At 31.3% G+C, this 13,705-nt stretch carries 14 protein-coding genes; 6 read left to right on the top strand and 8 right to left on the bottom strand.

All coding sequences use genetic code 11. The annotated features are described in order from the left end of the window. Positions 1-106 precede the first annotated feature (106 nt). From bsdE14_RS10030 to bsdE14_RS10010, 5 genes are all read right to left on the bottom strand, one after another. Positions 107-637, bottom strand: a complete 531-nt coding sequence (locus bsdE14_RS10030; protein WP_264849791.1) for a DUF5317 domain-containing protein — start codon at positions 635-637, stop codon at positions 107-109. A 9-nt stretch (positions 638-646) separates the two neighbouring features. After that, positions 647-1,921 (bottom strand): HD-GYP domain-containing protein, encoded by a 1,275-nt coding sequence (locus bsdE14_RS10025; protein WP_264849790.1) that lies wholly within the window; start codon positions 1,919-1,921, stop codon positions 647-649. A gap of 33 nt (positions 1,922-1,954) precedes the next feature. Continuing rightward, a complete protein-coding gene (locus bsdE14_RS10020) occupies positions 1,955-2,092 on the bottom strand; it encodes a hypothetical protein (protein WP_264849789.1) in 138 nt (45 codons plus the stop codon). A 56-nt stretch (positions 2,093-2,148) separates the two neighbouring features. Further along, positions 2,149-2,766: a hypothetical protein gene (locus bsdE14_RS10015; protein WP_264849788.1), complete on the bottom strand. Its 618-nt coding sequence runs from the start codon at positions 2,764-2,766 to the stop codon at positions 2,149-2,151. A gap of 112 nt (positions 2,767-2,878) precedes the next feature. Further along, positions 2,879-3,943 carry an HD-GYP domain-containing protein gene (locus bsdE14_RS10010; RefSeq protein WP_264849787.1) on the bottom strand — a complete coding sequence of 355 codons (1,065 nt, stop codon included), beginning with the start codon at positions 3,941-3,943 and terminating at the stop codon, positions 2,879-2,881. Positions 3,944-4,261: 318 nt separating this feature from the next. Between bsdE14_RS10010 and bsdE14_RS10005 the strand changes: the two genes are divergently transcribed. From bsdE14_RS10005 to bsdE14_RS09980, 6 genes are all read left to right on the top strand, one after another. Further along, positions 4,262-4,960 carry a response regulator transcription factor gene (locus bsdE14_RS10005; RefSeq protein ID WP_264849786.1) on the top strand — a complete coding sequence of 233 codons (699 nt, stop codon included), beginning with the start codon at positions 4,262-4,264 and terminating at the stop codon, positions 4,958-4,960. A 4-nt stretch (positions 4,961-4,964) separates the two neighbouring features. Next, the gene (locus bsdE14_RS10000; protein ID WP_264849785.1) at positions 4,965-5,894 is read left to right on the top strand and encodes a sensor histidine kinase; all 930 of its coding nucleotides are present in this window, start codon (positions 4,965-4,967) and stop codon (positions 5,892-5,894) included. 121 nt (positions 5,895-6,015) lie between these two features. Continuing rightward, positions 6,016-6,939, top strand: coding sequence for an ABC transporter ATP-binding protein (locus tag bsdE14_RS09995; RefSeq protein WP_264849783.1), 924 nt, complete (start codon positions 6,016-6,018; stop codon positions 6,937-6,939). Next, the gene (locus tag bsdE14_RS09990; protein WP_264849782.1) at positions 6,932-7,666 is read left to right on the top strand and encodes an ABC transporter permease; all 735 of its coding nucleotides are present in this window, start codon (positions 6,932-6,934) and stop codon (positions 7,664-7,666) included. The genes bsdE14_RS09995 and bsdE14_RS09990 overlap by 8 nt, the downstream gene beginning before the upstream one ends. An 11-nt stretch (positions 7,667-7,677) precedes the next feature. After that, positions 7,678-8,400 (top strand): ABC transporter permease, encoded by a 723-nt coding sequence (locus tag bsdE14_RS09985; RefSeq protein WP_264849781.1) that lies wholly within the window; start codon positions 7,678-7,680, stop codon positions 8,398-8,400. Positions 8,401-8,413: 13 nt separating this feature from the next. Then, positions 8,414-9,973: a serine hydrolase domain-containing protein gene (locus bsdE14_RS09980; RefSeq protein ID WP_264849780.1), complete on the top strand. Its 1,560-nt coding sequence runs from the start codon at positions 8,414-8,416 to the stop codon at positions 9,971-9,973. Here the strand turns inward: bsdE14_RS09980 and bsdE14_RS09975 are convergent. From bsdE14_RS09975 to bsdE14_RS09965, 3 genes are all read right to left on the bottom strand, one after another. After that, positions 9,970-10,536, bottom strand: a complete 567-nt coding sequence (locus bsdE14_RS09975) for a TetR/AcrR family transcriptional regulator (RefSeq protein ID WP_264849779.1) — start codon at positions 10,534-10,536, stop codon at positions 9,970-9,972. The genes bsdE14_RS09980 and bsdE14_RS09975 overlap by 4 nt on opposite strands. Before the next feature lie 10 nt (positions 10,537-10,546). Beyond that, a complete protein-coding gene (locus bsdE14_RS09970; protein WP_264849778.1) occupies positions 10,547-11,716 on the bottom strand; it encodes an MFS transporter in 1,170 nt (389 codons plus the stop codon). 141 nt (positions 11,717-11,857) lie between these two features. After that, the gene (locus bsdE14_RS09965; protein WP_264849777.1) at positions 11,858-13,405 is read right to left on the bottom strand and encodes a leucine-rich repeat protein; all 1,548 of its coding nucleotides are present in this window, start codon (positions 13,403-13,405) and stop codon (positions 11,858-11,860) included. Positions 13,406-13,705 lie beyond the last annotated feature (300 nt).

Below are 13,705 nucleotides of genomic sequence, written 5' to 3'. Positions count from 1 at the left end.
ATATAAACTAAACAATACTTACAGTAAAAAGTCAAGACTAAGAGAATATTATTGTTCTTATGCAAAAATAAAAAGAGAACCTATTAGTTCTCTATAATATATCTATTTAACTCTTCGTTTTTTTCATTCCCATTATTACAAACAGCATAAGTCCTATAGCTGCCACTATATCTCCTATGCTAATTGCAAGATTAGTAATAAACTTAAATGGAATAACATCTCCAAGAAACCACAGCTTTGTATTGCTGTCTACTAGCCTATATAGACCTTCTCTATCTATATTATGGGTAAGTCCTACTGTATCTATAGTTTTTACTCCAACGGGCATTGCTCCTCCATTTAAAAATATTGGAATAGCGTTTAATAAAAATCCAAAACACATTATAACAATAAAAGGATTCTTTCTATTAAAATACCCAAATAGGAATATTAATATATACATACATAGGTCTAAAACAAAAGTTATAGTTCCCCTTTGAAGGAGTCCCTTTCTAATGCAAAATATTGTTATAGCTTCAATCATAAATGCCGCAAAAACTAAATATAAGTAATTCATTTCTACATTTATTAGATTTTTTAATCTTCCCTTAAATATGTATCCTATAATTATTGAAATAATTAGAGCTATAATAAACATAAAATATAATCACTCTGCTTTCTTTTGCTTTTCAGCTATACGTAAATAAGCCTCTACAACCTTCGGATGGAACTGTGTACCTGAATGTCTTTTTAGCTCCTCCAATATTTCATTCTCTGACAATGCCTTCCTATACGGCCTATCAGTGGCCATAGCATCTACAGCATCTGCCAATTGGATTATAAAAACATCAAAACTAAGCTCCTCTGCATTTTTTCCATCAGGATAGCCCTTGCCGTCATATCTTTCATGGTGATGTCTAGCAATGGATATAATATTTTCCAGTCCATTTATATCCTTTAAAATATTGTAACCTATCTCTGGATGCTTTTTTATTGTCTCATATTCCTCGTCTGTTAACTTTCCAGGCTTATTTAATATGTTGTCATCTATACCTATCTTCCCTACATCATGAAGTAGAGAAGCAATATTCAACTGTTCTATTTTCCATTCACTATATCCTAATTCTTTTGCAATTTTACTAGCTAATTCTGCAACTCTTTGAGAATGGCCCTCAGTATATTTATCTCTTGCTTCCATAGCCCTCATAAGTGCATCCACTGTTTGAACAAATTTTGTTTTTGAATCCACGTAGAGAGATAAGGTGTATCTAACTAAAAGAATTGGAGCAAGTATTAATAATACACCTAAATATGTATATTTATAAAAAGCAAATGCTAATATTATACCAAATGGAATCATTGCTATTGTATTTATTAATAATAGCTTAAAATTACTAATAATACAGTAAAATATTTTTTTATTGGTAGCTAGAGAACTTAGTTTTGATATGATTAATGTATTTAATGAAAAAACAATGACAGAAAATAACATTATTTGTACTATGTTTGAAGATATTTTATCTAAATTAAATGTTCCTCTGCTTATAATATAAAAATAATTTCCCCATATTATAGGAAGTATCAACGCGCAATAATTAAACACTGTTCCATAAAAAGGTGTATTAAAGATGTGCTTATATTTATCATTAACCTTTAATACTCTAAATGAAAATCCAATTATAATTATCAAAATGGTTGAAGCTGGTCCAAATAGCATATAAGCTGCTAATTGAATAGCAAAACTGGTACTATATGACACTTTTTTAAACGGTACAGTGAAGGTTTCTGTAATTGCCATTAAGGCAGAAAAAAACAAAATATTGCCCATACTTGTTATATTTAATTCAACATAATTTGTTTTTATAAAAAGACATATTGATAATACAGAAAAAATATATACTAAGATTAAATATATTTTTAATTTGAAGGGCAAATTTTTCATAAGTACCTCCTAATATATATAAAGGCCGATTATTTAAATTACCATATCCAAGTTGCTGTTGATCCACCAGCTATAGCCAAAGCTAAAATAGCTAATAAAATTGGAACTAACTTTTTCATTTATAAAATCCCCCTTTGCGTATATTAACAAGACTTCGCTATTACTTGTCATATTTAACTCCGCTAAGGGCAAAAAAATAAAACATTAATCGGCCTTTATTAACAGAACTATAAATTGTTTTTTTGAACTCTCCTATTAATTGCATCTAAAGTTGCTTTGGAAATTGCTTCGTTTATATCATTTTTTATTACTGCTGAACCAACCATTACTTCTTCATTGTTGCTTACTAACATGCTTACTAATACTGAAACATAAGATACTTCTTTTGTATTACTTTCTATTACATCTACAATATCAAAAATGGCATCTTGTCCAAGTATTTGTTCTACGACTTTAATTGTAGTTTCAGCTACTATCTTTCTTCTCTTTGAGGATGTTTTTATTCCCATTTGTGTAACTGAATGCTCTTCATCATTGTAATAAAGGTTTACAGTACAATGAATAGTATTCTCGGAGGTATTTACTGAAATTCCTCCGAACTTAATTCTTTTTATTTCCTCATGCTCATCTGTTTCAATTTGAGCTATGCTTATAGTTTTTCTATCAATTCTATAATTAAAAGAAGCTAGTATAGAAGATTCTATATCCCTAACAATTTGCTTTGGTGCTCGTAAATTATTTGCCAGTATATGTATCTCTTCTATATCAGTCTCATTTGCTATTACCTTAACATTGATAACCCCGTCTATTTTTGAAATCATCTCTTGTATTGCAGAAAACTCCATAATATCTCTCACCCCTTAAAAATTCAACTAAATTATAACATATAATTAAATATTAAACAATAATTTCCACATGCCTAAAGATATTCTGCTGCGATTTTCTGCTGGTTACATTCTATTTTACTATTCTTTCTACCTTTAATCCTGGTTCTTTTTTCAAATCTAAAAACTCAGTATCGTGAAGTACCAAAGGATGCGCTAGATCATTAACATTAATTTGAATAATCTTGCATATCATATCATTGTTTAAAAGTACTTCTTCTCCCATATAATAATTTACTACATGGTCTAAAAACACTTTGCAGTATTCATAATCAAGCTTTCCTAGACTATCTTTTTGAATAATTTCCAAGGCAGCAAAAGGCCCCCTGCTTTTTCTATGTACCCTATTTGAATTAACTGCATCAAAGGTATCTGCTATAGCAATTATCTTAGCAAATTCATGAATTTTTTCACCCTTAATACCTAGCGGATACCCTGAACCATCAAGTCTTTCATGGTGCATAAGAACTCCGTAGCATACCGAAGAATCCAAAAATGGTACCTGTTTTATCAAGTTATAGGATGCTATCGGATGATTCTTTATTTGATGAAATTCCTTTGGAGTCAGAGTACCTTTTTTATTTAATATTTCTTTATCTATCTTAGTCTTTCCAAAGTCATGTAATACGGCTGAATAAGTTAAAAGATTGATATCTCTTTCATCAAGTCCAAGCCATCTTCCTAAAATAGAACTAAGGGCTGCTACATTTACAGAGTGTCTATATATTGTATCGGTTCCGCTGCCATTGAGTACTATATTTTTAATTATAGCTCTAGTAGAATCTAATTCATTTTGAATCTTCTTTGCAAAAGCTCTTATATCTTCTAAATCTTTTATTCCATTGCTGTCGATTACATCAAATATATCCTCTACATTAAAAGTAAACTCATTGAAGCTTTTTTCAACTTCCTCAACGGATTTAACTTTATCAATGATCAAGCTGTTCTTTTTCTCATCTTCCTCATGGAATACAGCTATCCTGTTTAAAAAGTATATCTGACTCAATTTATCAATAATAGGTTGAGTAATAATTGTTCCTTTACTAGCAAGTACTATATTGTTTTCTATAAGGTCCTCTGCAATAATCATTCCTGGTTTTAAATCATTAGGCCTTAAAAATAATTTCATCATAGCCATCGTTATCCACCCTCTAAATTTTATAAATCCCCTAATTTTACTCATAAAAATCAATAAATTACAAGTGTTGTAAGAATTATATTCGACAAAAACTTATATTTTCCTTTGAGCAAATGCTCTGAGAAGCTAATTTTATTTTCAAAATTAATGGAATAAGCAGTTCGATAATATTAAAACTGTTTTTTCGCACATCATCCTTATTATTCTTGTCATTAATCTGATATAAATAATTAAACTACTATGTGCTTTGTATAGTATAATATTGGTAGTTACTTTTTTAGCGTTTACTTAATCAGCTTTTTGTGAGGAGATGTTAATGTGCAGGCTAATATTTTAGTTATTGATGATGATATTGAACTATGTCAATTAATAAAAAAGTGTTTAGAAAAAGAAGGAATTAGTGCTGACTTAGCCCATAAAGGTACTTACGGCCTAAGACAAGCTTTTGAAAAACAATATCAATTAATTGTATTAGATGTCATGTTACCAGAAATGAACGGCTTTGATATAGTAACAGAACTAAGAAAAACAAGTTCAGTTCCTGTTTTAATGCTGACGGCTAAAGACAGCGAAGTAGATAAAGTATCCGGGCTCAGATTAGGTGCAGACGACTACCTTACTAAACCTTTTAATATTAATGAATTTATTGCACGAGTGCACTCCCTCATTCGACGTTATACAACCCTAAATAACTCTAGCAAAGCTATAGAAGAACCTCTATATTTTAAAGGATTGATCATAAATGCTTCAAAAAGAATAATAATTGTAAATGAAGATGAAGTTAGTTTAACAGGAAAGGAATTTGACTTGCTCTATTTTCTTGCACTTCACAAAGGACAAGTTTTTACAAAAAAGCAGCTCTACAGCAATGTATGGAAGGATGAATATGCCTTTGATGACAGCAACCTAATGTCATTCATTAGTAAGCTTAGAAGAAAGCTAGAGCCTGATATAAATAATCCTACTTATATTCAAACAGTATGGGGAGTTGGCTATCGATTTAGCCAAGAAGTATAAAATTATGGATATAGTAAAGCTATTGATTTTAATAATTCTGCTGCTTACATTATTAGTGGCTATACTCTTATATGAATTAATCAGTATAAGAAAAAAACATATACTTATATCTGAAATCTTAGATGAAATAAAGGAAGGTAATCCTAACAGGAGAATTCTAGCTAGGAATAATGAAATAACAGCTGATATATGCTATAAAATTAATGATATTATTGCGACAAACTCCTCTAAAATTGCTGAGCTTGAAAAATCGGACATGGCTTATAAACAACTGATGACAAGTCTTTCACATGATGTAAGAACTCCTCTTACATCTCTTATAGGATATTTGGATGCAATTCATAATAAGATTGTAGATGGAACTGAAAAAGATGAGTACATAGAGATTGCACGTAATAAAGCATATAATTTAAAGGACTTCATAGATATGCTATTTGAATGGTTTAAGTTGGACTCTAAAGAAAGAATATTTCATTTTGAAAATATTGATATTAACGAACTTACAAGAAGTATAATTGCAGACTGGATACCAAGCTTTGATAAAAATTCTATAAAATTTAGCATTGATATCCCAGAAGCTGAGTATTATGCTTCTTTAGATGTAGTAGCTTATGCACGTATAATTAATAATATCATACAAAATTCTATGCTTCATAGCAATGGAACTCAAATTGGCATTAGTATTGTTCAAAAAAATAATACTATCGAAATAACTATCAATGATAATGGCAAAGGAATTGCCGAAAAAGAAATTCCTTATGTTTTTGAAAGGCTTTATAAATGTGATACAGCACGCTCCAATAAAGGAAGTGGTTTGGGCCTTTCTATTGTTAAAGAGCTTGTTACTTCCCATAATGGTTCTATTTCCATTGAAAGTGTTCCATATGATAAAACATCCTTTACAATTACTCTTCCTGCAAATAAAGCTCTGTGAATGTATCACGGAGCTTTATTATCTTAGCCAAAAACAAGAAAAAAACAAGATTTTGGCAAGATTTTAGCAAGGTTTTGTATTTATAATAAAGCTATAGATAAAAAAAGGAGATAATTTATCCATGAACAAGTTGGTTATTGAAACAATGAATCTAACAAAAAAATATAATGAACAATTTGCAGTTAATGATGTTAATCTTCATATTAAAAAAGGAGACATTTATGGCTTACTTGGTAGAAACGGTGCTGGCAAAACTACCATAATGAAGATGATATTAGGCCTAACTTCTATTACATCCGGAGAAATTAAAGTATTTGAGAAAGCCCTTAAAGGTAATGAAAAAAATATATATCCACGTATTGGGGCAATTATTGAAACCCCTGGCTTTTATCCAAACCTTACAGGAACGGAAAACTTAAAAATTTTTGCAAAGCTAAGAGGAATGTCAAAAAAAGATGGAATAAAGCATGCACTGGATATAGTTGGCCTTCCATATAACGATAAAAAACTGTTTTCAAAATACTCTCTTGGAATGAAACAACGCTTAGGTATTGCTAACGCTATTATGCATGAACCTGAACTTTTAATATTAGATGAACCCACCAATGGTCTTGATCCTATTGGTATTACTGAGATGAGGAAATTTATTAAAAGTCTTAGCAAAGAAACAGGAATAACTATACTGATATCTAGCCACATTCTTACGGAAATTGAACAGCTTGCAGATACAATCGGCATTATACATGAAGGTGTTTTGCTACAGGAAATCAGTTATAAGGACCTTCAAAAAAAGAACAGGAAGTACATACTTCTTAAGGTCTCATCTTCTTCAAGGGCCTCTCGTGTATTGGAGCAAAAGCTTAAAATCTATGACTACACTGTAGAAGATAATATTACAATTAGAATCTATGATACTGACTTTAACACAGCAGAAATCAATAGAGTTCTTATTTTAGATGGTATTGATGTAGCCATTTCACAAATCTGCAATGATACTCTAGAGGATTATTTTAAGAAAATTACTGGAGGTGAGGGCATTGCTTAATATACTCCAAACAGAATTTATAAAATTGAAAAGAAAATGGATTGTTCTCTTTGCACTGCTTACTTCCACTGTGCCACCATTAATTACAACCTTATATACCCTTAATTTACCTAAAGGCAGCAGTATAAATGCTAAATTTACAGATTTTTATCAATTCACTTTTACAGAATGGGTGCTGCTTCCCATTGTATTAGGCATGATAGCCTCAATGATCTTTTTTGACGAGAGGGAAAATTGCACTTTGAAGCAAATAATGATTGTACCTGTAAACAAGGCATTATTCATCTTTTCAAAGTTTATAATATTACTTTTATTTTCAATACTATTCATGCTTTTAAATGCAGTATTTACTATCCTCGGTGCTTTTATATTGGGATACCCTGACATAACCATAGCATTAATTTTACGCCTTTTTTCACTATGTCTACAAACAGGCTTCTTAACTACCTTTGCAATATTTCCTATAGTGGCAATAGTGGTAATTGCAAAAAAGGGCTATATTATGCCTACCTGTGCTTCGTTGATTTACTCCATCTCAGGACTTATACTATCCTCTAATCTGGTAGGAGTTCATCCTCTTTCAAGTGTAGCTGGAATTATATGGAATAAAAATATTGAAGGTATTAAGTTAAGTGCCAATTTAACTTCTTGCATTCTCAATATTACAATTGTTGATGCAATATCAATAGCAGTATCAATTTACTCTCTGAAAATGCAGGATTTTTAATGGAGGCTTTTATGATTAAGTTAGTAACACTGGAGTTTTCAAAATTAAAACGCTCCAAAATATTGTATATTGTTATAGTTACAAATTTTTTATTCTTTCTGTGTGCCGCTGCTCAAGGTTTAAAGTCCAATTACACTGCAGAACGACTGATGAATGAAACCCTTGCATATGGAACGTTCTTCATTATTCCAGCGCTTTTCTCCTTACTTGGAAGCTATATGATCAGCAGAGAGCACCATGACGATACACTTAAAAGTCTTATGATGATACCTATTAATACAAATAATCTGATTGCTGCAAAGCTAATAGCTTCTCTTATTATAGGAATATTACTGTGCATGTTTTTATTTGCATTTACCCTTATAACAGAAGTAGCAGTTCATCCAAGTCAAATAACAGCTATGCTCATATTTATTCAACTAAAGAGCTATATTCTTCAAGGGCTAGGATGTTTTATTGCTGTGCTGCCTATTATTTCTTTAATGACAACAATTAAAAATGGAAATTGGCTTTCTGTCATATTTGCAGAATTATATTCTTTTACAGGCCTTATAGCCGCAAGTTCCAAGTATCGTTATATTTATCCTATTTCTGCTGTATTTGGCTTTTCAGGTGCCAGCAAAGCAAAAGGCACTGAATATATTGTCTGCTGTCTCAGCTTATTCACTTCTGTATTGATTGCTTGGATAATATTAAAACTTACACAAAATTATAGAATGGAAAGGGATGTTTAGGAGGTGTAAAAAGATGAAAAAGGCTTTAATATCTGGCATTTTAATTGTACTCTGCATTACTTATCTCTTCATATATCCAAATGATAAATACTTTAAATATAAAGAAGAAACAAACCCTACTAGTGGTTCTGTATCTGCACTGAAGTATTATGGATTAAATTGTAGTGAGCTTGATATAGACAAGTTTATAAATAAAAACACTATTAAAGGAAGGCTGCCAGGAATATCTATAGTTATTACTCAAGGGGATAAAACAATCTATGAAAAAAGCTTTGGATATGCAGATTTAAAATCAAATCAAAAGATAACTTCTAAAACATTATTTGAGCTCGGCTCTAATAGTAAGGCCTTTACAGCATTAGGAGTTCTAAAGCTGGAGCAGGATGGTCTTATTAAACTAAATGATCCAATCACCAAATACATTCCATGGCTACAAATGAAGTATCAAGGTATGGCAGCAACCGTTACTATCGAGGAACTTTTGTACCATACAAGCGGCATACCCTCCTACACAATAGCTATTATTCCTGAAGCAAATGATGGAGATAAAACTGCGATTGAAAAAACAGTAAGAAAGCTAGCGGGTATAGAATTAAGCAATAAACCAGGCAGCAAGCACACCTATGCAACAATTAATTATGACGTTTTAGGGCTTCTTATCGAAAAGGTGTCTGGAGAAAAGTATGAAGATTATATAGAAAAGAAAGTTCTAAAACCAATGGGATTGAACAGCACATATATGTATAAAAGCAAAATAAATTCAATCAATATGTCAAAGGGATACATAATAGAGTTTTCAAAACTTAAGAATTATGAAGCTCCATCTTACAGTGGTAATAAGCCTGCTGGATATATTATTTCAAACTCCGAGGATATGGCAGCCTGGATGAAAATTCAGCTAGGTACATATAACCTATCTTCTTTTGACTGTAAGCTCATTGAAGCTTCACACATACCAAACCCAAATCTTGATAGCTCAGAAAATGGTATGCGTTATGCTGCCGGATGGTATATATATGCTAATAATGGCCCTGAATTTTTTCACAGTGGCTCCAACCCCAATTACTCCTCCCACATAGTGCTTAGACCCAAAGAAAAACTAGGTGTTGCTGTACTTTGCAATACAAATTCATTTTATGCATCTACCATAGGCAATGGTATTATGAACATGCTTTTAGGAACGAAACTTGTTAAGGATATTGGTGATTTTAATATTTTAATTGATGCAATTTCAACTAAAATCATTATTATATCAAGCATCTTATTATGCATTCTCTTGTTTTCATTAATCAAGCTAATAAGACATATCCATTTCAAATCAAGAATCTTTCAACCTAGAAGTAAAAAAACTATTATAAAAGTAGTTATTTTATCTCTGTCTTTACTCTTGGTTAGTTATACAATTTATTCAGTGCCATACTTTCTGTTTAACAAGAGAACCTGGGAGTACATTTTCGTATGGTACCCAAATACTATAAAGATTGCACTTTACCTGATTTATACGAATATCGGATTAACATATCTCTATATTTCACTCAAATGCCTATTTAAGAAAAGCTATGAAAAAATTTAATCTTTTTTCTGGCTATCATCCATAATTCCGTGCAATAATATATTAATTACCTTATCTGAGGCTTCATGTATGGTCATGTTATTTTCACTTAAAAATTCGTAGCTAAAAAGGGTATCAACGGTTTTTTCCAGCATTACTCCTACTATATTGAGGTTGATATCCTTCTTTAAATAGCCCTCATTCACAGCAGCCTTTAAAATATCATTAATAAGCTCTAATTTATAATTTTTTAGCTTCTGCACTTCTTCCCATTCATTTTTATAAAATTTACTTGCCTCATCATAGACATGTGCAGGTAATTTGTATTTATGATACGAATTAACTATAGCATTAAGCTTATCGGATAAAGAATTAGCCTTTTTTAATGCTTCTTCTGTGCTCTCTATATCACTCTTTACTATGGCAATAAAATACTCATGAATAATCTCATCCTTACCAGAAAAATATTTATAAAGAGTTTTTTTGCTTATTTTCAGTTCTTCAGCAATTTCATCCATAGTGAATTTTCTTAATCCATAGCATTGAATTTTTTCTGCAGCAGTCCTTAATATAATATCCTTCACTTTAATTCCTCTATTCTATATTTATTTTAACTGTGGCAACTCCAAGTAGTGACATTACAATTAGTACAATTAAAACTAAACTTTCATGATTACTCCATAAAGCTCCTGCAGCAACAGATCCCACAAAGGAGCCTACATATTGAAAGCTATTTATTATTCCATTTGCAGTGCCTCTATAACTATCCTCAGCTATATCATTAGCTACTGATGGTATTACAGTATTTAATAATATATATCCAGTCATAAAAAGTATAGCTCCAATTAGAATAAAATAAAATGATGATTTATTAAAAAAGCAGCCTACTCCAATAGCAATTATTATATAGGAAATAACAATAACTTTTAAGCTGTGTCCCTTTTCCACAAAGCTTATAACCCTTCTCATGCATATAACAGCAATTATTACTGCAGGCATAAAAACCTTCCACATGCCGCTCATGCCAGTAATCTTATCTAAATACTGTGGTATTATAAAAAATACTCCCGTCATAATAAAATTATTTATAAAGCCTGCTAAGTTGAGTCTGACGTATAGCTTATTACTCAGCAATGTCTTAAGGCTTCCCTTTATGTCTATTTTACCCCCTATTTCACTGCTAGAAGCTGAATTGTCTTCCTCCTTTAGAAATACCAAAATAACAACCCAAACTACAAAAATAAGAGCTGCACACACTAAAAACATATCTTTTACAGATAAAATTTTGTTAACTATTGACCCTAAGGCAAAAGAGCTAGCTGCAGCAACCCCAATTATGGTACCTAAGATACTTAATGCCCTGGGTCTTTTTTCAGCACATACAGAACCCGTTACCCATGAATAGCCTACCGCAAGTATAGCCCCACTCCCCTGCAAGGCTCTAGCAAATATCAATAAATAGATGTTGGTCGCCAAATATGCTATAATCAGCCCTATTACTACTTCCATTATACCAAATAGCATAACTAATTTATTTCCGACTTTATCACTCCATATTCCAAAGGGAATTTGAAATATAGCTTGTGTCAATCCAAAAATGCCCAGCGCAACTCCAGCTAAGGTTGGAGTACTATAAGCTAAAATTTTACTATAAGTAGATATAAAAGGCATAACCATAGTCATAGCCATTTGCCTAATTCCTAAAGCTATACTGATAGTTATTAAAAATAAAAGCTCTTTTCTTGAAAAATAATTTTTATTCATATACTCTCTCCCTTTGGAAACCAATATAGTTTTTAAAGTTTCCACGATTAATATACTTCTTTTATTTGTTCTTGTCAATTAGTACAAATTAAAAATAGGAGTCTTACACAACTTAATTGTAAAACTCCCATTTCAATAAAATTATTTACTTATCTTTTTAGAACAAAGTACTAAATCAAAGATGTCAATTGTTCCATCTTTATTAAAGTCAAAGGTTGAATTCCATTCTCCATCCGTATTATTTGTATTATAATTCTTAGCAACTGAAGCTAAGTCTAACACACTGACCATACCATCAAAATCAACGTCGCATATATCTGTCCATTTTGCATACAGCGCTGTATTGGCTGTTACTTTATCTATTGCAAAGTTCCATACATTTATACATTCTGCCTCTTTATACCAACCACCGAAGACATAGCCAGTTTTTGATGGTGCTGCTGGTTCTACTATTAATGTATTATTATCTGCTTGTATACTGTTTACGCCACTTCCACCTTCGCTGTTAAATGTTACTGTATAAGTTGTAGCCAGTTCTTGGAACGGAATACCGTTACTACCTGCATACATTTGTGCGTAAGAACCTCCAAAACCTTTAATTATCAAATTTGAATTACAACTATTAAATGTTAAAAAGCCAATACTATTAACACTTTGCGGAATAGTTACTTCAGTTAAAGATGTACAATAATAAAATGCATAATCTCCAATACTTGTAACACTATCCGGAATTACAATATTTGTAAAAGCATAACAATGAGCAAATGCATTAAAATCTATGGTTTTAACTGTGTTTGGGATTGTTATATTTGAAAGAACTCTGCACATAATGAAAGCACGATATCCAATTCTTGTGACACCATTTGGAATTGCTATACTTGTGAGGGCTGTACAATTTTCAAATGCACTGTTTCCAATATTCGTGAGGTTGCTTGGAAGTGTAACTCCTACAAGAGAGAAACAATTGTAAAATATAAAATCTCCTGTATTCGTAAGATTATTTGACAATCTTACACTTGATAAACGCTGACAATTATAAAACAAATAATTTCCTACACTTGATACACTATCAGGTATTAGTGCAGATATAAGGGCTTTACAATCCTTAAATGCACCTTCACCAATGTACGTGACACTATTTGGAACTGTTATATTAGTAAGAGAATTGCACTCGAAAAACGCATAGGTTCCAATACTTGTAACACTATTTGGTATTGTAATTTCTGTTAATGCTTTACAATCTTGAAAGGTTGAATTTCCTATACTATTAAGATTAACTGGAAGTGTTATATTAGGAAGGGATATACAATATGCAAATGCACTGTCTCCTATGCTCGTTACACTATCTGGTATTGATATATTTACAAGAGATGAACAATAGTAAAATGCAAAACCACCTATACTTGTAACAGTATTAGGAATTACTACACTAGTTAATGATTTATTTTTAAAAGCATTACTAGCTATACTCGTAACCGTATGTCCATCTATAGAACTAGGTATTATAATATTTGTGTCGCTACCATTATAACCTGTTATGGAATATGTCACTCCATCATCAGACTGCCAAGTAAAACCACTTGTATCTGTGCCTGTTGCAGCTGCAGCAGCTGGCATCACATTAAAGCTTACAAATAAGTTTATCAAAACAAACATTAACGATAACACCTTTATTCTTCTGTTTTTCATCTATATTCTCCTATCAAAAGTATTTTATTATTAATATTATCGTATCTTCATTTTTTTCTTTAACTTCTTTTTGATAATTATATACTAAAGTAAATCAATAATCCATAAAAAAAAGCTCCAGCAAATTTTGCTAGAGCCCTTATTTTGGCGAAGAAAAAGTGACTTTGCCCCTTGATACCGGTATTACCATTACGCCTGATTAAGAGTTATTTCAAAGACTTTTTGTTTTTACATGTTATTATTTCGTATTATACTCCTAGAACAAGCTAATAGCAGTTATACCTAACTACATCCCAGTGC

Origin of the sequence: Clostridium omnivorum, from assembly GCF_026012015.1 — a bacterium.
Lineage (GTDB): Bacteria > Bacillota > Clostridia > Clostridiales > Clostridiaceae > Clostridium_AX > Clostridium_AX omnivorum.
The sequence above is the reverse complement of the archived record's forward strand: the minus strand, read 5'-3'. Positions and strand labels throughout refer to the sequence as shown.

What these genes read in the sequence shown, in the direction of transcription:
- bsdE14_RS10030 (WP_264849791.1), bottom strand. Translation starts at nt 637, where the DNA reads ATGTTTATTATAGCTCTAATTATTTCAATAATTATAGGATACATATTT.
- bsdE14_RS09995 (WP_264849783.1), top strand. Translation starts at nt 6,016, where the DNA reads ATGAACAAGTTGGTTATTGAAACAATGAATCTAACAAAAAAATATAAT.
- bsdE14_RS10025 (WP_264849790.1), bottom strand. Translation starts at nt 1,921, where the DNA reads ATGAAAAATTTGCCCTTCAAATTAAAAATATATTTAATCTTAGTATAT.
- bsdE14_RS09970 (WP_264849778.1), bottom strand. Translation starts at nt 11,716, where the DNA reads ATGAATAAAAATTATTTTTCAAGAAAAGAGCTTTTATTTTTAATAACT.
- bsdE14_RS09980 (WP_264849780.1), top strand. Translation starts at nt 8,414, where the DNA reads ATGAAAAAGGCTTTAATATCTGGCATTTTAATTGTACTCTGCATTACT.
- bsdE14_RS10010 (WP_264849787.1), bottom strand. Translation starts at nt 3,943, where the DNA reads ATGGCTATGATGAAATTATTTTTAAGGCCTAATGATTTAAAACCAGGA.
- bsdE14_RS10015 (WP_264849788.1), bottom strand. Translation starts at nt 2,766, where the DNA reads ATGGAGTTTTCTGCAATACAAGAGATGATTTCAAAAATAGACGGGGTT.
- bsdE14_RS09965 (WP_264849777.1), bottom strand. Translation starts at nt 13,405, where the DNA reads ATGAAAAACAGAAGAATAAAGGTGTTATCGTTAATGTTTGTTTTGATA.
- bsdE14_RS10020 (WP_264849789.1), bottom strand. Translation starts at nt 2,092, where the DNA reads ATGACAAGTAATAGCGAAGTCTTGTTAATATACGCAAAGGGGGATTTT.
- bsdE14_RS10000 (WP_264849785.1), top strand. Translation starts at nt 4,965, where the DNA reads ATGGATATAGTAAAGCTATTGATTTTAATAATTCTGCTGCTTACATTA.
- bsdE14_RS09985 (WP_264849781.1), top strand. Translation starts at nt 7,678, where the DNA reads ATGATTAAGTTAGTAACACTGGAGTTTTCAAAATTAAAACGCTCCAAA.